The 17,517-nt window shown below is 72.0% G+C and carries 16 protein-coding genes; 11 read left to right on the top strand and 5 right to left on the bottom strand.

What is annotated here, in order from left to right; translation table 11 throughout:
- Positions 1-3: 3 nt before the first annotated feature.
- On the bottom strand, positions 4-633 hold the full coding sequence (locus ACE3Q3_RS05215) for a class I SAM-dependent methyltransferase (RefSeq protein WP_374442963.1): 630 nt from the start codon (positions 631-633) through the stop codon (positions 4-6).
- A gap of 177 nt (positions 634-810) precedes the next feature.
- Between ACE3Q3_RS05215 and ACE3Q3_RS05210 the strand changes: the two genes are divergently transcribed.
- From ACE3Q3_RS05210 to ACE3Q3_RS05190, 5 genes are all read left to right on the top strand, one after another.
- Positions 811-1,257 (top strand): tripartite tricarboxylate transporter TctB family protein, encoded by a 447-nt coding sequence (locus ACE3Q3_RS05210; protein ID WP_374442960.1) that lies wholly within the window; start codon positions 811-813, stop codon positions 1,255-1,257.
- Positions 1,257-2,753: a tripartite tricarboxylate transporter permease gene (locus ACE3Q3_RS05205; protein ID WP_374442958.1), complete on the top strand. Its 1,497-nt coding sequence runs from the start codon at positions 1,257-1,259 to the stop codon at positions 2,751-2,753. Before ACE3Q3_RS05210 ends, ACE3Q3_RS05205 begins: the two co-directional genes overlap by 1 nt.
- A 41-nt stretch (positions 2,754-2,794) precedes the next feature.
- Complete coding sequence (locus ACE3Q3_RS05200; protein WP_374442955.1) at positions 2,795-3,784, top strand: Bug family tripartite tricarboxylate transporter substrate binding protein; 990 nt, start codon at positions 2,795-2,797, stop codon at positions 3,782-3,784.
- A gap of 63 nt (positions 3,785-3,847) precedes the next feature.
- Positions 3,848-4,771, top strand: coding sequence for a calcium-binding protein (locus ACE3Q3_RS05195; protein WP_374442953.1), 924 nt, complete (start codon positions 3,848-3,850; stop codon positions 4,769-4,771).
- A gap of 44 nt (positions 4,772-4,815) precedes the next feature.
- Entirely contained in the window at positions 4,816-6,330 is a 1,515-nt protein-coding gene (locus ACE3Q3_RS05190; protein ID WP_374442948.1) for a class I adenylate-forming enzyme family protein, read from the top strand.
- On the opposite strand, the gene ACE3Q3_RS05185 is transcribed toward ACE3Q3_RS05190, so the two are convergent.
- Together ACE3Q3_RS05185 and ACE3Q3_RS05180 are read right to left on the bottom strand one after the other, a co-directional pair.
- Positions 6,285-7,790: an FGGY-family carbohydrate kinase gene (locus tag ACE3Q3_RS05185; protein WP_374442946.1), complete on the bottom strand. Its 1,506-nt coding sequence runs from the start codon at positions 7,788-7,790 to the stop codon at positions 6,285-6,287. The genes ACE3Q3_RS05190 and ACE3Q3_RS05185 overlap by 46 nt on opposite strands.
- A 4-nt stretch (positions 7,791-7,794) precedes the next feature.
- Entirely contained in the window at positions 7,795-8,628 is an 834-nt protein-coding gene (locus tag ACE3Q3_RS05180) for a BtpA/SgcQ family protein (RefSeq protein WP_374442943.1), read from the bottom strand.
- A 157-nt stretch (positions 8,629-8,785) separates the two neighbouring features.
- Here ACE3Q3_RS05180 and ACE3Q3_RS05175 point away from each other — a divergent pair, with 157 nt between their 5' ends.
- The 6 genes from ACE3Q3_RS05175 to ACE3Q3_RS05150 all read left to right on the top strand — a co-directional run bounded on the left by ACE3Q3_RS05175 (position 8,786) and on the right by ACE3Q3_RS05150 (position 14,739).
- Positions 8,786-9,802: an ABC transporter substrate-binding protein gene (locus ACE3Q3_RS05175; RefSeq protein WP_374442939.1), complete on the top strand. Its 1,017-nt coding sequence runs from the start codon at positions 8,786-8,788 to the stop codon at positions 9,800-9,802.
- A 70-nt stretch (positions 9,803-9,872) separates the two neighbouring features.
- Entirely contained in the window at positions 9,873-11,018 is a 1,146-nt protein-coding gene (locus ACE3Q3_RS05170; RefSeq protein ID WP_374442936.1) for an ABC transporter permease, read from the top strand.
- Positions 11,019-11,022: 4 nt separating this feature from the next.
- Positions 11,023-11,847: an ABC transporter permease gene (locus ACE3Q3_RS05165; RefSeq protein WP_374442933.1), complete on the top strand. Its 825-nt coding sequence runs from the start codon at positions 11,023-11,025 to the stop codon at positions 11,845-11,847.
- Between the two features lie 16 nt (positions 11,848-11,863).
- A complete protein-coding gene (locus ACE3Q3_RS05160; RefSeq protein WP_374442930.1) occupies positions 11,864-13,024 on the top strand; it encodes a M20 family metallopeptidase in 1,161 nt (386 codons plus the stop codon).
- A 148-nt stretch (positions 13,025-13,172) separates the two neighbouring features.
- Positions 13,173-13,865: a TetR/AcrR family transcriptional regulator gene (locus ACE3Q3_RS05155; RefSeq protein ID WP_374442927.1), complete on the top strand. Its 693-nt coding sequence runs from the start codon at positions 13,173-13,175 to the stop codon at positions 13,863-13,865.
- A gap of 79 nt (positions 13,866-13,944) precedes the next feature.
- Positions 13,945-14,739, top strand: coding sequence for a hypothetical protein (locus ACE3Q3_RS05150; protein WP_374442923.1), 795 nt, complete (start codon positions 13,945-13,947; stop codon positions 14,737-14,739).
- Here ACE3Q3_RS05150 and ACE3Q3_RS05145 read toward each other — a convergent pair.
- On the bottom strand, positions 14,721-16,145 hold the full coding sequence (locus ACE3Q3_RS05145; protein WP_374442922.1) for an amidase: 1,425 nt from the start codon (positions 16,143-16,145) through the stop codon (positions 14,721-14,723). The genes ACE3Q3_RS05150 and ACE3Q3_RS05145 overlap by 19 nt on opposite strands.
- 26 nt (positions 16,146-16,171) lie before the next feature.
- Positions 16,172-17,517: response regulator (locus tag ACE3Q3_RS05140; RefSeq protein WP_374442919.1), on the bottom strand; the 1,346-nt coding region annotated here is incomplete at its 5' end.

Below are 17,517 nucleotides of genomic sequence, written 5' to 3'. Positions count from 1 at the left end.
CGATCAACCCCCGGACATGCTCAGCGTGCGGCGGAACAGGGTGTGGGTGAAGCGCTGTTCCACCCCCCATGGCGTGGTGTGCGTGGCGGCCTCGGCGGCGACGAGCGCGAAGCCGGGCCCCAGCCGGTGCGCCAGCATCGCCGCGTCGTAGCGCTGCACCGGCAAGCCGCTGCAGCGCTCGGGCCCGTCCGGCGCGAAGGTGGCGAGGATGACGAAGGCGCCGGGGGCGAGGGCGGCGCGGAGCGCGGCCAGATAGGCGTCCTGGTCGTCCGGCGCCGTCAGGAAGTGGAACACCGCGCGGTCGTGCCAGACGTCCCAGGTCCGCGCCGGCTGCCACCGGGTGACGTCGGTGACGATCCAGGCCACCCGCGACGCCGCCGCCCCGAGGCGCGCCTTCGCCCTGGCGAGCGCATGATCGGAGATGTCGAGCACCGTGAGATCGCGATATCCGGCCGCCAGCAGGTGGTCGACCAGGGTCGAGGCGCCGCCGCCGACGTCGATGACGCCCGCAGCACCGTCCGGTGCGGCACGCCGGATCAGATCGAGCGACTGCCGCGGCTGCGCCTCGTACCAGCTGACGGCGGTCTCCGCCTTGCTCCCGTAGACGCCTTGCCAATGAGACTCCCGATCCATCGCCCGGCTCCCTTGCAGCGGCTGGCGCCCTGTCGCACCAGGACGGCCCGGCGAGGATGGCCCGGACGGCCGCGACGGACCAGCCGGTTCGTTGACGCCTCCCCGCCTCCGAACTAGGGTCCCCGGCTCGCCCCCCTCCACCGAAGGACGATGACGCCCGGAGCGGCGTTGCCCGAGATGCCCCCATTCCTGACGCGCAAGGACTTCGCGGCCGGCCTCCTCCTCACGGCCTTCGGCGTCGCCGCACTGGTGCTGGGCGGCGATCTTCCCCTCGGCAGCGCCCGCCGCATGGGCCCCGGCTACGTCCCGTTCGGACTGGCCATCCTGTTGATCGCCATCGGCGCGGTCATCGCCGCGACCTCGCTGGTCGCCGGCGGCGAGACGATCGAGCGCCCGCGGGCGCGTCCGCTGGTCGGCGTGCTGGCCGGCGGCGTCGCCTTCGCGCTCCTGGTCGGGACCGGCGGCATCCTGCTCGCCACCGCCGGGGCGATCCTCGGCGGCGCCGTCGCCGACCGCTCGACCCGCTGGGGCGAGGCGGCCATTCTCGCCGTCGCCTGCGCGGCGTTTTCGGCGGTGGTCTTCGTCGAACTCCTGGCCGTGCCGATGCCGCTCTGGTTCCGCTGATGGAACTGCTCGACAACCTCGCGCTCGGCTTCTCGGTCGCGATCTCGCCCGCCAACCTGCTCTTCTGCCTGATCGGCGCGCTGGTCGGCACGCTGATCGGCGTGCTGCCCGGCATCGGCCCGCTCGCGACGATCGCGATGCTGCTGCCGCTGACCTATCACCTGGAGCCGGTGACGGCGCTCATCATGCTGGCCGGCATCTATTACGGCGCCCAGTACGGCAGTTCGACGACGGCGATACTGGTCAACCTGCCGGGCGAGACATCGTCGGTCGTGACCACGCTGGACGGCTACCAGATGGCGCGCCGCGGCCGGGCCGGCGCCGCGCTGGCGATTGCGGCCCTGGGCTCGTTCTTCGCCGGCACGGTCTCGACGATGGTGATCGCCGTCGCCTCGCCGCCGCTCGCCCGTCTCGGCCTTCAGTTCCAGGCGCCGGAATATTTCTCGCTGATGCTGGTCGGGTTGATCGGCGCCATCGTGCTGGCCCACGGCTCGGTGGTGAAGGCGATCGCGGTGACGATGCTGGGGCTGCTGCTCGGGCTCGTCGGCACCGACCTCAATTCCGGGGCGGAGCGCTTCACGCTCGGCTTCCCGGAACTCGCGGACGGTGTCGGCTTCGTCATCATCGCCATGGGTCTGTTCGGCGTCGCCGACATCCTGGTCAACCTCGAGCGCGAGCACGCCCCCGCCATGACGGCCGTCATCGGCCGGCTGTGGCCGACGCAGACGGAATTCCGGCAGGCGGCGCCGGCCGCCGTGCGCGGCACGGTGCTGGGCTCGCTCGTCGGCGTGCTGCCCGGCGGCAGCGCGGCGCTGGCGGCCTTCGCCTCCTATGCCATGGAGAAGAAGATCGCCCGCGACCCGTCGCGCTTCGGCACCGGCGCCGTGGAGGGCGTGGCCGGCCCGGAGAGCGCCAACAACGCCGCCTCGCAGGCCTCCTTCATCCCGACGCTGACCCTGGGCATCCCCGCCAACGCCCTGATGGCGCTGATGATGGGGGCGATGCAGATCTTCGGCGTGACGCCCAGCCCGCGCATCATCACCGAGCAGCCGGCCTTCTTCTGGGGCATCGTCTGCAGCATGTGGATCGGCAACCTGATGCTGCTGGTCATCAACCTGCCGATGATCGGGCTTTGGGTGCAGCTGCTGCGCCTGCCATATCGGCTGCTGCACCCCATCATCCTCTTGATGTGCTGCATCGGCGTCTATTCCCTCAACACCTCGTCCTTCGACGTGCTGCTGCTGCTGCTCTTCGGCCTCCTCGGCTACCTGCTGCTGAAGTTCGGCTGCGAGCCGGCACCATTGTTGCTGGGGTTCGTGCTGGGCCCGCTGATGGAGGAGAACCTGCGCCGGGCGCTGCTGGTCAGCCGCGGCGACCCGTGGGTCTTCGTCGAGCGGCCGATCTCGGCCGGCCTGCTCGCGGTGTCGCTGCTGCTCCTGGTGGCGGTCCTGTTTCCGGCGCTGCGCCGCAAGCGCGAGGAGGCGCTGCGCGAGTAGCGGCCCGCCCCCGTTTTTTCCGTCCGATGAAGGAGATTCCCATGACCACGACCCGCCGCACCCTGCTCGCCGCGACCCTGGCGGCCGCCCTGCCGCTGGCGTTTCCCGCCGGCGCCCAGGACTGGCCCAAGGCGCAACCCATCCAGATCATCGGCGGCTTCCCGACCGGTGCCGGCACCGACATCGTCGCGCGCCTGCTGGCCGACCCGCTGTCGAAGGCGCTCGGCCAGACCTTCGTGATCGAGAACAAGTCGGGCGCGGGCGGCAATGTCGGCTCCGAGTTCGTCGCTCGCGCCAAGCCCGACGGCTACACCTTCTACATGGGCACGGCCGGCACCCACGCGATCAACGCCGCGCTCTATCCCAAGCTGAACTTCGACGTCGTGAAGGATTTCGAGCACGTGGCGCTGATCGCCGACGTGCCGAACGTCCTCATCGTCAACCCGAAGATCGTGCCCGACGTGAACAGCTGCGCCGACCTGATCGCCAAGGCGAAGAAGGAGCCGGGCAAGCTGCTCTACGCCTCGACCGGCAACGGTGCCTCGGGCCATCTCGCCGGCACCCAGTTCGCCGCCGCCGCCGGAGTCGACATCGTCCACGTCCCCTATCGCGGCACGCCGCCGGCCCTGAACGCGATGATGTCGGGCGAATCGCAGCTCATGTTCCAGCAGAGCATCTCGATCATGGGCCAGATCAAGGCCGGGGCCTTCAAGGCGCTGGCGGTGACGACGGCCCAGCCGATGCCCTCGCTGCCGGGGGTGCCGACGGTGGCCCAGGCCTGCGGCCTGCCCGGCTGGGAGAGCACGACCTGGTACGGCATCTTCGCGCCCAAGGGGACGCCGCAGCCGGTGCTCGCCCGCATGAACGAAGAGATCAACCGGATCCTGCGCGACCCCGCCTTCGACAAGAAGATGCAGGACCTCGGCCTCGTGTCGCTGCCGGCGACGATCGAGAAGTTCAAGGAAGTCCACGCCGCCGATATGGTGAAGTGGAAGGAGCGCGTGCAGAAGTCGGGTGCCAAGGTCGACTGATCGTCGTCCGCCGGGGCCGGCCGCCACGCCGGCCCCACCACCTTGGAGCCTCCGGAGGTCGCGATGGGTACGTTCACCGCCTACAGTTCCGTCAACCTGCTGTCCGACGACTTCTGGTACGGCTCGCCGGACTATGACGAGGTCAGCTTCACCACCGCCCAGGTGGCGTTCTACGAACCGGACCTTTCCATCGCGCTGTGGACCGGCCAGTTCCTCCTGGACCGGGACAATTTCGCGGGCGGCACGATCGAGGCATTCAACCTCCGGGACTGGCAGGGGCTGGTCGTCTTCGAGGGGACCGATTTCGCGATCGACTCCCTGGCCTATATCGACCGGCTGCAGGCGGACGATTCGTTCGGCGTCGTCACCCTCACCTTCGCCGGCGACGACGTCCTGAACGGCAGCGACGGCGGCGACACCCTGGTCGGCATGGACGGCAACGACGTCGTCAACGGCGGCGGCGGCGAGGACGACCTCAACGGCAACCAGGGCAACGACCTCGTTACCGGCGGGTCCGGCGCCGACTATGCGCGCGGCGGCCAGGGCGACGACACCGTGCGCGGCGGCGGCGACAGCGACTGGCACGTCAACGGCAGCCTCGGCAACGACCTCGTCTACGGCGACCTCGGCGACGACACGCTGTTCGGCGGCCAGGGCGACGACCAGGTCTTCGGCGGCGACGGCGGCGACTGGCTCAGCGGCGATCTCGGCAACGACAGCCTGTCGGGCGGCAGCGGCGGTGACCGCTTCGTCTTCCGCTCGGGCGGCGGCGCCGATCGCGTCATCGACTTCGCGTCCGCCCAGGGCGACAAGCTGGAGCTGGAGGCCGGCCTCAACGGCACCGGCGTCGACAGCTTCTCCGAGTTGCAGGGCCGCATGACCGGCAGCGCCCAGGGGACCCTGATCGACCTCGGCGGCGGCAACAGCCTGCTGATCCAGGGGGTGCAGCCGGCAGGACTCTCGGCCGGCGACGTGCTCTTCTTCTGACCGCCGCGCCGGCCGGCCCAGCCGCGGTCCGGCAGCCCGGACCCGTGAACCTGCCCGTGAACCTGATCGACGAGATCGCGGACCGTGCGGCGGACGCGCCGGAGGTTCCGGCGCTGGTGCTCCGCGAGCGCACGCTGGATCGCGGCGGGCTCGCCGCGGCGATCCGCCGTGCCGCCGCCGGGCTGGCGGCGGCCGGACTGGCGCCCGGCACGGTCGCCGCCGTGGTGCCGGCGGCAGACCGGATGCTGCATGTCGTCGTCACCCTGGCGCTGGCCCATCTCGGCATCGTCCATCTGCCACTGCGCGCCCAGGACGCGGCGCAGCGCGGCGCCGACCTCGCGCGCCGGTTCGGCGCCGGCGCCGCAATCGCCGACCATGCTCCGGCCGACCTGGGCCTGCCGCTCGTGCGCCCGTCGCCGAGCTGGCTCGACGGGGCCGACGCCGCCGCCCCCCCGGCCGAGCGTGCCGGCGGCCGTGCCTGGATCGTCGCCCTGTCCTCCGGGACGACCGGGCAGCCCAAGGCCATCGCCGTCTCGCATGCCATGGAGGTGGCCCGGAACCGCCGCGACCGGCAATGCTTCCGGCATCGCGTCGGCGAGCCCTACATGACGCTGATCGAGACCGGCTTCTACAACAGCACCTCGGCGATCGTCCGCTGTCTCGGCCAGGGCGGGACGGTCGTCCTCGATCATGACTTCGCGTCGATCGCGGCACTGCTCGAATGCGTGCGCGCGCGCCGCGTCCGCTTCCTGCAGATGACGCCGAGCCACCTCTTCGCCGTGGTCGAGGCACTGCCCGACGGCCAGCCGGCCCTGCCCGACCTGCGCGTGCTGCGGGTGTCGTCGGCCGCCCTGCCGCCGCGCATCCTCGACCTTGCCCGGCGCCGCCTCGCCGACCGCGTCCACGTCACCTACGGCACCAACGAGGCCGGCACCCTCGCCGTCGCGACACCGGACATGCTCGCCCGCGATCCCGCGATTGTCGGCCGGCCGCTCGCCGGCATCGAGTTCGAGATCGTCGACGCGGCCGATCACCCGGTGCCGGCCGGTCATGCCGGCTTCGTTCGCGTCCGCGGCCCCGGCGTCATGGATGGCTATCTCGGCGACGAGGCGGCGACCCGCCGCCACTGCCGCGACGGCTGGTTTCATCCGGGCGACCTCGCCGCCCGCGATGCCGACGGCCTCGTCCGCCTCCGCGGCCGCGCCGACCGCACGATGAACATCGGCGGCGTGCTGACCGCGGCCGAGGAGATCGAAGCGGTCCTGGCGACCCATCCCGCGGTCGCCGACGCCGCCGTCGCGGCGGTCGCCTCGGAGCGCTTCCAGGTCGTCCCGTCGATCGCCGTCGTGCTGCGGCGGCCGGTGCCGGTGTCCGATCTCGTCGCCCATGTCCGGCGGTCGATGCATGCATTCCCGCTGGCGCTCACGGTCGTGCCGGCGCTGCCGCGCAACCCGATGGGAAAGATCGACTACCCGGCCGTCGCCCGGCTGCTGGCGGAGCGCGCGGCCGCGCCTCAGGCCGATGCCAGCGCCGGGAACAGCGGGCGCAGCCGCTCGTAGACCTCGCGATAGACGCCGTAGAGCCGGTCGTAGACGGCGGCGTTGGCCGGCGCCGGCTCGATCATCGCGCCAAGCCCGACGAAACGGCCGATCTCGTCCCAGCGCCGGAAGGCGCCGACGGCGAAGCCGGCGACGAAGGCGGCGCCCAGCGCCGAGCCCGGATGGCCGGTCAGGAGCCGGACCGGGCGCTGGATGACGTCGGCCACGATCTGCATCCAGATCCGGCTCGACGCGCCGCCGTCCGACGCCCGGAACCGCTCCGCCGCCAGACCCGCCTCGGCGAAGACGTCGAGATGGTGCCGGAAGCCGAACGCGATCCCTTCCAGGGCCGCCCGCCAGACATGGCCGGTGCCGTGATGCAGGCCGAGCCCGAGGAGCACGCCGCGCGCATCGGGATCGTGCAGCGGCGTCTTCTCGCCGAGCAGGTAGGGCAGGAAGACCAGCCCTTCGGCGCCGGGCGGGGTGGCGGCCGCGAGGCGGTCGAGCGCCTGATGGATCGTCTGCCCCGCCGCCCGCGGCAGGTTCGCCGCGACCGTCGCGGCCAGCCAGTTCAAGGCCGCGCCCGAGGCCGCCATGCAGCCGTTCGGCATGAAGAGGCCGGGGATGACGTGGAAGTCGTTGTAGAGGCGCGGATCGCCGATCGGCGCACGGGTCGCCGCCATGACGTCACCGGAGCCGCCGAATTTCAACAGCACGTCGCCGTCCGCGACGACCCCGGCCGCGAAGGTCGAGGCGGCGTGGTCGGCGACGCCGGCCGTGACCGGCGTCCCCTCCGGCAGCCCGGTCGCGGCCGCGGCGGCGGCGGTGACCGCACCGACCACGTCGAGCGGCGTCCGCACCGCTGGCACCTGCCCGGGCCGGAGGCCGCCCAGCGCCAGCAGGTCGTCGGCCAGCCGCCGCGACTCCAGTTCCAGGAACCCCGCCTCCAGCGCCCAGTTGTGCTCGACGGTGCGCACGCCGGTCAGCCGGTGGGTGACGAAGTCGTAGGAGCCGAAGCAGGTGGCGATGCGGCCGAAGACATCCGGCTCGTGGCGCTCGAGCCAGCGCAGCGTCGGCGCCACGAGTTGCTGGTTGATGCCGCAGCCGGTGCGCCGGAAGAAGGCCGCCTCGTCGACCGCGCGGCGCATCGCCTCGACCTCGGCGCCGGCGCGCGCGTCCGACTGCTGGATGCTGCGGCGGAGCACGCGCCCCTCGGCGTCGAGCAGCACCACGGCCGGCAGCATGCCGGTGACCCCGACCGCGGCGATCGTCTCCCCGGCCGTAGCCGCCGCGGCCGCCAGTTCCCGGAGGATGGCGCCGGCGTTGCCCCACCATTCCTCGGGGTCCTCCTCGGACCAGGCCGGGCGGTCGGCATGGAGGCGGACCGGTCGGCTCGCCGTCGCCAGCGTCGCGCCGTCCGGCCGGATCAGGACCCCGATGGTCGAGGTGGTGCCGATATCGAGCCCGACCAGGACCGCCATGGCGTCAGCGCGCGCCGCGCACCCGGTCCATGAAGCGCGCGACCCGGTCGCGGTCGACCGCGTTCCAGGTCACGCCGTCCTTCTTCAGGTGGGTGCCGACGACGCAGCCGTCGCCGTGCGTCAGGATCGCCGCGACGTTGTCGAGGTTGACGCCGGTGTTGGCGAAGACCGGGGTGGCGCCGACCGCGGCCTTGACGCGGGCGAAGAGCGAATCCTCCGCCGCCTCGCCGGTCATCGGGCCGGAGACGCAGACGACGTCGGCGAGCGAGGAGAAGACCGCGCTCTTCGCCTTGGCCGGCACGTCGCGGTCGCCGAGCGGGGCGGCGAACTCGGCGTTGACGTTGAAGAGCAGGACCAGGTCGTCGCGGTCGAGTTCGACGCGGCGGCGCAGGGCCCCCGCCGAGTCGGGCTGCCACAGGCCCATGTCGCTGTCGTAGACCCCGGTGAAGACCTCGCGCGCGAAGCGCGCGCCGGTGGCGACGGCGAGCGCCACGGTCGCCACCGGGTCCCAGAGGAAGTCGACGCCGAAGGGCACGGTGACCGCCGGGGCAACGCGGGCGACCACGGCCGCCATTGCCGCCAGGGCCTCCGGCGGCGCCTTCAGGACGTAGGGCCGATCGCCCTCGTTGCCGAACATGATGCCGTCGACGCCGCCGGCCTGCAGCGCCTCGACGTCGCGGGCGACGGCCTCGACGATCCCCTCGATGCCGGCTCCGCGGTCGTAGAGCGGACTGCCCGGCAGGGGCAGCAGGTGGGCCATGCCGATGACGGGCTTGGCGGTTCCGAACAGTTCGGAGACGGAGGGGCGGGGCTTGCCGCCGGGCGGGGACATGGTCATGGGGTGCGAAAGGTGGCAAGAGCGGTGCCGGGGCGCAACCGCGAACCTCGCTTCGGCGGCGCCATCGACTAATATGCGATCGGGACCGGACATTCTTCGCGCCGGGCAGCAAGGAGGAGCGATGGGCCGTACAGCATGTCGGATGGGACGGGGATGGATGCTGGCCGCCGCCGCGACGCTGGTCGCCGGCACCGCGGCCGCGCGCGACCTGACGGTCGTCTCGTGGGGCGGCGCCTACCAGGACGCCCAGCGCGAGGTCTACTTCAAGCCCTTCATGGAGCAGACCAAGATCAAGATGGTCGAGGAGAGCTGGGACGGCGGCATCGGCGTCCTGCGCGCGAAACTCCAGGGCGGCGCCAACACCTGGGACGTCGTCCAGGTCGAGTCCGAGGAACTGGTGATCGGCTGCGAGGAGGGCCTGTTCGAGAAGGCCGACTGGTCGAAGTACGGCGGCAAGGACGCCTTCCTCAAGGACGCCGTCCACGAGTGCGGCGTCGGCGCCATCGTCTACGACTTCATCCTCGCCTACGACGGCGACCGCATCAAGGACGGCCCCAAGAACTGGGCGGACTTCTGGAACGTCCAGAAGTGGCCGGGCAAGCGCGGCTTCCGCAAGGGGCCGAAGACCACGCTCGAGTTCGCGCTCATGGCCGACGGCGTCCCTGCGGCCGACGTCTACAAGACCCTGGCCACCGAGGCCGGCGTCGAGCGCGCCTTCAAGAAGCTCGACCAGCTGAAGCCGCACATCGTCTGGTGGGAGAAGGGCTCGCAGCCGCCGCAGCTCCTCGCCGCCGGCGAGGTCGCGATGACCATGGCCTACAACGGCCGCATCGGCGCCGCCAACAAGAACGACAAGAAGAACTTCCAGATCGTCTGGAACAATGCCCTCTACACGATCGACACCTGGGTCATCATGAAGGGCTCGCCCAACAAGGCCCAGGCCGAGGCCTACATCGCCTTCGTCAGCAAGCCCGAGAACCAGGCGAAGCTGCCGGCGCTCATCCCCTACGGCGTCACCAACAAGGCGGCGACCCCGCTCATCGACAAGGCGGTGCTGCCGCAGCTGCCGACCGCGCCCGACAACATCGCGACCGCGCTCTACGTCGACGAACCGTTCTGGGTCGAGAACATCGACAAGCTGAACCAGCGCTTCAACGCCTGGGTCTCCCGGTGAGCGGAGGACGCGCATAGTCCGCGCCCGCGGGGCGCCGCCGAACCCTGCCCGCTGGCGGGCAGCGGCCCTGGTGGCGCCCCTCTTCCTCTTCCTGCTGGCGACGTTCCTGGTGCCGATCGGCGCCATGCTCTGGCGCGCCGTCGGCGATGCGGAGATCGCACCGGTCTTCCCGCGGACGCTGGCGGCACTGGCGGACTGGGACGGGCGCGCGGTGCCGGGCGAGCCCGCCTTCGCCGCGCTCGCCGCCGACGTCCGCGCGGCGCGCGCCGCCGGCACGCTGGCGGGTGCGGCGACCCGCCTCAACTACGACGTCAACGGCTACCGCTCGCTGCTCTTCGCGACGGCGCGCCGGCTGCCGCCCGAAGGCGCACCCGACATCCGGTCGGCGATCCTCGCCGCCGGTCCGGCCTGGGGCGAGCGCGAGACCTGGGCTGCGCTGCGCCGCGCCGCGGGCCCGGTCACCGACCTCTACCTCCTGGCCGCCCTCGACCTCCGGCGCGACGCCGACGGCGCCATCGCCGGGACCCATCCCGACCAGGCGGTGTTCCGCACGGTGCTGCTGCGGACGCTGTGGATCGCCCTCATGGTCACGCTGGTCTGCCTCGCGCTCGGCTATCCGGCGGCCTATCTCCTGGCGCGCCTGCCCGAGCGTCTCGCCAACCCGATGCTGATCCTGGTGCTGGTGCCGTTCTGGACGTCGCTGCTCGTCCGCACGACGGCCTGGGTGGTGCTGCTGCAGCGCGAGGGCGTCATCAATGCCGCGCTTCGCGGCATCGGCCTGATCGATGCCCCCTTGCCGATGATCTACAACCGCTTCGCCGTCTACGTGGCGATGGTCCACATCCTGCTGCCGTTCATGATCCTGCCGCTCTACAGCGTCATGCGGGCGATCCCGGCGGCGCACCTGCGGGCCGCGGCCTCGCTCGGCGCGACCCCCTTCACCGTCTTCCGGCGGGTCTTCCTGCCGCAGACCGCGGCCGGCGTCGCGGCGGGCTCGCTGCTCGTCTTCATCCAGGCGATCGGCTACTACGTCACCCCGGCCCTGGTCGGCGGCGCCGAGGACCAGATGATCAGCTACTTCATCGCCTTCTATGCCAGCCGGACCATCAACTGGGGCATGGCGGCGGCGCTCTCCGTGCTCCTGGTGGCGGCGACGGCCGCCCTCCTGCTGCTCTACCGCCGCCTCGCCGGCGGCGGCATCCCGCGCCTCGGCTGACGCCATGTCCGACGATACCGCGACGACCGGCCAGCGGGCCGCCCGGCTCTGGCTGTGGTCCCACCTCGCCCTGGTGCTGGTCTTCCTGCTCGCCCCGATCGTCGCCATCGCACCGCTCTCGTTCAGCGCCGGCTCCTTCCTCCAGTATCCGCTGCCCGGCCTCAGCCTGCGCTGGTACGCCGATTTCTTCGGCTCCGACTTCTGGCTGCCCGCCCTCGGCAACAGCCTCGTCGTGGCGATACCTTCGACGATCCTCGCGACCGCGCTCGGAACCTTGGCCGCGATCGGCCTGTGGCTCGCCCCCTTCCCCCTGAAGGGCCTCGTCACCGCCGCCCTGATGGCACCGATGGTGATGCCGATCGTCGTCGTCGCGGTCGGGGTCTATTTCAGCTTCGCCGCCGTCGGGCTGGCGAACAGCCATGCCGGGCTCATCCTCGCCCACGCCGCCCTGGGCGCGCCCTTCGTCGTGGTGACGGTCCAGGCGACGCTGGCCGGCTTCGACCGCACCCTGGTCCGCGCCGGCGCCAGCCTCGGCGCCAACCCTTGGATCGTCTTCCGGCGGATCATGCTGCCGCTCGTCCTGCCCGGCCTCGCCTCGGGCGCGCTCTTCGCGTTCGCGACCTCCTTCGACGAGGTGGTGGTCGCCTTCTTCCTGGCCGGGCCGGGCCAGCGCACGCTGCCGCGCCAGATGTTCGCCGGCATCAACGAGAACATCAGCCTGACCATCGCCGCGGCCGCGACCATGCTGGTGGTGATGTCGGTCGCCATGATGGCGGCGGTCGAGTATCTGCGACGCCGCGGCGAACGGCTGCGGCGCGGGCGCGCCTGAAACCCGGGGAAAGACGATGGACCGAGCCGACATCGGCACGACGCTGGCCCAGATCCTGGCCGACCTGATCCGCATCCCGTCGCCCTATCCCCCGGGCGACAGCGTCGCCATCTCCGCCTACGCCGCCGACCGGCTGCGCCGCGCCGGCTATCGGACCGAAATCCTGAGCGAGGCGCCCGGCGTCGACAACGTCGTCGCCAGCCTGGGCGACGGGCGGCCGCACCTCGTCTTCAACGCCCACTCCGACACGGTCGCGGTCGGCGACCCGGCGCTGTGGGCGACCGACCCCTTCGCCGCGGCGGAGCGCGACGGGCGCATTCACGGCCTCGGCGCCGGCAACTGCAAGGGCTCGATGGCGGTCCAGCTCTGGCTGGCCGAGGAGATCGCCCGGCGCGGCGGCCCGACCCGCGGCACCGTCACCTTCACCTTCGTCGCCGACGAGGAGAATCTCGGGCCGCACGGCATGGCCTTCCTGCGCCGGGCCGGCCATGTCCGGCCCGACGTGCTGATCCTCGGCGCCCAGACCGAGAACCAGATGATCGTCGCCGAGCGCGGGGTGCTGTGGGCCCGGGTCGCGACCAGCGGTCGCGCCGCCCATGCCGGCAACCCTGCCGCCGGCGACAGCGCCATCCTGCGGCTGCTCAGGCTGGCCCAGGCGCTGGAGTCGGTGCTGGCGCCCCGCCTCGCCGCCCGGCGCGACGGCGCCATGCAGTCGACGATGAACATCGGCCTGATCTCCGGCGGCAGCAACGCCAACGTCGTGCCGGCCCGGGCCGAGATGACCATCGACCGCCGCCTGCTGCCGTCCGAGAAGGTCGAGGATGCCTTCACCGAGCTGCAACGGATTCTCGCTACAGTCGGCGAGCCGGAGGGCAGCTGGACACTGGAGCGGCTCACCGGCACCAACGGCTTTCGGGCCGGCGCCGATGGCCCGGGGGTGCGGGCGCTGGCCGCGGCGATCGAGGCCGCCAGCGGTCGGCCGGCCGCCCTCCTCAATGCGACCGGGGTCAGCGACGGCCGCTACTTCGCCGACGACGGCATCGAGATCGTGAATTTCGGCCCGGGATCGGGCGCCGACGGCCATGCCGCCAACGAAAGCGTGCCGCTGGCGGAGATGGTCGACGCGGCCCAGATCCTGATGGTTGCCGTGCGACATCTTGTCGGCCTGCACAAGTGATGCGTGCAAGCTGGTATTCGCACGGGGCCGACATCATGTTATGCTTTCAAAGGCTAACGTTATATGATCGTCTCCTGAATTAAGTGATGCCCTGGTTCCGGTGGCCCATCACAAACGGGAGTGATCGCTTCGGGACAAGGGGTTGGAGATGCAGGAACGACGCAATTCGCGGCTGGCGGAGATCACGATCGACCGGGCCGATGCGCAGGCCGCCAGCCGGGAGGAGGCGATCGTCGATCGCGCGACCCAGTTCTTTGCCGACCATGGGTTGCACGGCAACACCCGCGACCTCGCCCGCTCGATCGGCGTCAGCCAGCCGCTGCTCTACCACTATTTCCCCAGCAAGGACGCCCTGATCGCCCGCGTCGTCGACCGCCTGTTCGAGGATCGCTGGAAGCCGGAATGGCGGGACGGGCTGCGCCGGGCCGACCTGTCGCTCCGCCAGCGACTGGAGCAGTTCTGCATCGACTATGCCGAGACCATCCTGACCCGGGACTGGACGCGTATCCTCTTCTTCGCCTCGCTCGCCGGCATGGATGTCCACAAGCGCCATCAGGCGGTGCTGCGCGAGCGGGCGCTGCGCCCGATCGCCCGGGAACTGCGCCGCGAATTCGGCAGCAGCCGGCCGGAGGGCGTGTCGACGGCCGATCTCGAACTCGCCCAGCGGCTCCACACGGCGGTGTTCCAGGTCGCGGTCCGCCGCTGGGTTTTCGATCAGCCGCCGGCGCGCAGCCAGGCGGTGGCGATCCGCGAAGAGGTCGCCTTCTTCCTGCACGGCGCCCGCTCCCAACTCGGCGAACGCCTCGGCAACGGCCAGGGCCTGAAGCTCGCCGTCGGCTGAAATCCGGACCCGGCCGGGCGACTTGAAGCCGGGCCGGCCCCTCCGTAGCATCGGCGAAACGCCAGCGCCGGAGGACACCATGATCCATGCCGCAGACGCCGCGACGGCCGCGCCGACACGCTTCTCGCGGCGCTCGGCCGAGGGCCCGCTGATCTGGCGCAGCGAGTTCTTCGGCCCGCCGCCCTCGCCCGCCAGTTCGGCCTCGGTCGACCCCCGCGCCGGCGGCTTCGTGCCCTACGACCCGCCGCGCCCCGGCGAGGTGCGGGAGCCGCAGGCCTTCCTCGTCGAACAGGAGCCGGGCGCGATCGTCCATCCCCACTTCCACCACGTCGACCAGTTCCAGGTCGTGGTGGCGGGCTCGGGCACCATCGGCAAGCACGCCGTGCGACCGATCTCGGCCCATTTCGCCGCCGCCCACACCGGTTACGGCCCGATCACCCCGGGCCCGGACGGCCTGCACTACTTCTCCCTGCGGGCCAGCGCCGACTGCACCGGCGCCCAGTACCTGCCAGGGGCGCGCGAGCGCATGCGCGCGGTGCCCCGCCGCAACGTCTTCGCCCCGGCGATCGCGCCGACCGCGCCGTCGGGATATGCCGGGATGGAGCCGGTCCGGGTCGAGACGCTGCTGGAGGAGGCCGACGGGCTGTCCTTCCGCTACGTCCGGATCGCGCCCGAGGTCGATGCGATCCTCGACGGGCTTGCGGCGGGCGCCGGGCAATCGGTCGTGGTGACGGCAGGCGCGATCCGCCACGACGGCCGCCTGCTCCGCCGCTGGTCGGCCCTCTTCGTGCCTGCCGACCGATCGACCCTGCCGGTTCGCTCCGGTCCCGAAGGCGCCGACCTTCTCGTCCTGCGCTACCCGCGCGCCGGCTGAGCCACCGTCCGTGCCAGGTCCGGCATGGCGAAGGGCGACGCCGCCTCGTAGGCGCGGCTCGCCTGCAGGACCAGCATGTCGCCGAACCGGGGGCCGACGATCTGCATGGCCACCGGCAGACCGGCCGCGGTCAGCCCGCAGGGGACGCTGGCGGCCGGCTGTCCGGTCCAGTTGAACGGGTAGGTGAACGGGCTCCAGTCGAACCAGGAACTCATGCCGCGGTCGGGCGGGAACTCGGCGCCCGCGGCGAAGGCGGCAAGCGGCAATTGCGGCGTCACCAGCAGGTCGAACCGCTGGTGAAACGCATTCATGTGCCGCCCCAGCGCCTCGCGCACCGCCCAGCCTTCGATGAGGTCGATGCCAGAATAGCGCCGCCCCTGGCCGGCGAGCCGGAGATAGCCGGGGTCCATCACCGCCGGCGCGTCCGCGCCGAGGCGCTTCAGCGTCGTCGCCATGCTGGTGGCGTAATACATCTCGAACGGCTCACGCGGGTCGGAAAAGCCCGGATCGACTTCCTCCACCTCGGCCCCCTGCTCCGCCAGCACCGCGACCGCGCGGTCGACGCGCTCCACCACCTCCGCGTCGACCCGGGCGTAGCCGAGCGTTCGGCTGTAGGCGATCCGAACGCCGCGGATGCCCGCCTCCAGGCCGGTGCGATAGTCGCGGCCGTCCGGGGGCGGTGCCAGCCAGTCGCGGTGGTCGGGCGCCGCCATCACGGTGAGCATGAGCGCCGCATCCTCGACCGTGCGCGTCATCGGGCCGGTGTGCGAGCACATCGGCAGCAGGCCGTAGGGATATGCCGGGACCCGCGCGAAGGTCGGCTTCAACCCGAAGACGCCGCAGAAGGCGGCCGGCATCCGGATCGAGCCCGCCCCGTCGGAGCCGAGGTGCAGCGCCCCCATGCCCGAGGCGGCGGCAATCGCCGCTCCGCCCGACGAACCGCCGCAGGTGCGCGACGGGTCCCAGGGATTGCGGCTGATGCCGAAGCGCGGGCTGTCGGTCACGCCCTTCCAGCCGAACTCGGGCAGGTTGGTCTTGCCGAGCAGGATCGCACCCTGCTCGCGCAGCCGCTGCGTCGCCGGCGAATCCTCGAGCCACGGCCCGTCGTCGCGAATGGTGTGGCTGCCCTTGCGGGTCGGCCAGCCCCGGGCCAACCACTGGTCCTTGATCGAGGTCGGGACCCCGTCGAGCACACCCAGCGGCCGGCCCGCGAGCCAGCGCGCCTCGGACTCGCGGGCTGCCGCCAGGGCGGCATCCGGGTCGACGTGGCAGTAGGCATTGAGGGGCGGGTTCCAGCGAGCGATCCGCCGCAGGGCCGCCTCCGTCGCCTCGACGGGGGACAGGTGCCGCGTGCGATAGAGACGCAGCAACCGCGTCGCCGACAGCATGGCCAGATCGCTCGTCACCGCATCCCCCCGTTCTGTCGCGGCCCTCAGGCCGCGTCGCGCAATGCCGCCTCGATGAGGTCGAACCCACGGCCGGCCTCCCGGTCCACCTCGGCGACGAGGTCGCCCAGCCGATCGGCCGCTCCGCCCTCGACCGCCCGCTCCAGCGCCAGCGCCGCTTCCGACAGCCGCATCAGGCCGAACGTCTGGGCGCCGCCCTTGATCGTGTGCGCGATGCGGCGCAGTTCCGGCATGTTGCCCGACTGCAGCGCGGTCGCCATCAGGGAGCGGCGATCGGCCAGTTCGCCCGAGAACATCCGCGCCAGACGGGCCGCGACCTCGGCACCGACATCGGCGTTCATCCGGCGCAAGGGGCCGGGGTCGAATTCGAGGGGCGGCGTCTCGCCGCCAGGCTCGGGCGCGGGCTCCGGCGGCGGTGCCGGCCGCGCGGCCGGGGCCGCCTCGTGGTTCGCGCTCCGGCGCGCGAACCGGGCGACGATGTCGAGCAGCCGCGCGCGATTGAACGGCTTGCCGAGCACCCCGTCCATGCCGCTCGTGAGGATGCGTGCCCGATCCTCGCTCATCACGTTGGCGGTCAGGGCGACGATCGGGACCGTGCCCACCGGCGCCTCCAGTCGGCGGATGGCGCGCGCGGCGTCGATGCCGTCCATCTCGGGCATGATGACGTCCATCAGGATCAGGTCGAAGCCGCCGTGGGCAGCCATCTCCAGCGCCTCGCGGCCGTTGTTGGCGACGGTGACCCGATGGCCGGCGCTGCGCAGCTGCTCGGTCGCGATCAGCTGGTTCACCGGCGAATCCTCGGCGACGAGAATGTCGAAGCTGGCGCCGGAGCGCTCCGCCGGCACCGCCTCGGACGGCGCATCCGTCGCCACCGGGCTGCCCGGCAGCAACGGCAGCCGCACCCAGAAGATCGACCCGCCACCCGGCCGATCGGCCAGCCCGAGACTGCCGCCGAAGCGGTCGACCAGCCCCTTGACGATCGCCAGCCCGAGGCCGGACCCGGCCCGCGCCTCGTGGCTGTCAAGCTGGAAGAAGGGCCGGAACAGCTTGTCCCGGTCCGCGGCAGCGACCCCGGGGCCGCTGTCGGCGACGAGGAAGCGCAGTTCGAACGGCCCCTCGCCGACCGAGCGCCTGGACTGCACGGCCTCGACCGACAGCCGGACGTTGCCGACCGCCGTGAACTTGACGGCATTCGAGAGCAGGTTGACCAGCACCTGCCGCAACCGTCCGGCATCGCCGCGGCACCAGCGCGGCACGTCCTGGCCGATCGAGAGGTGGATCTCGATGCCCTTGCTGTCGGCGGCGGCGGTGAACAGGCCGACCGCGCTGTGGAGCAGTGCCGGCAGGTCGAAGTCCGCCGTCACCAGCGGCA

The organism is Allostella sp., from assembly GCF_041913585.1.
Lineage (GTDB): Bacteria > Pseudomonadota > Alphaproteobacteria > ATCC43930 > Allostellaceae > Allostella.
Note: the sequence above shows the minus strand (reverse complement) of the source record. Positions and strands in the feature narration are given on the sequence as shown.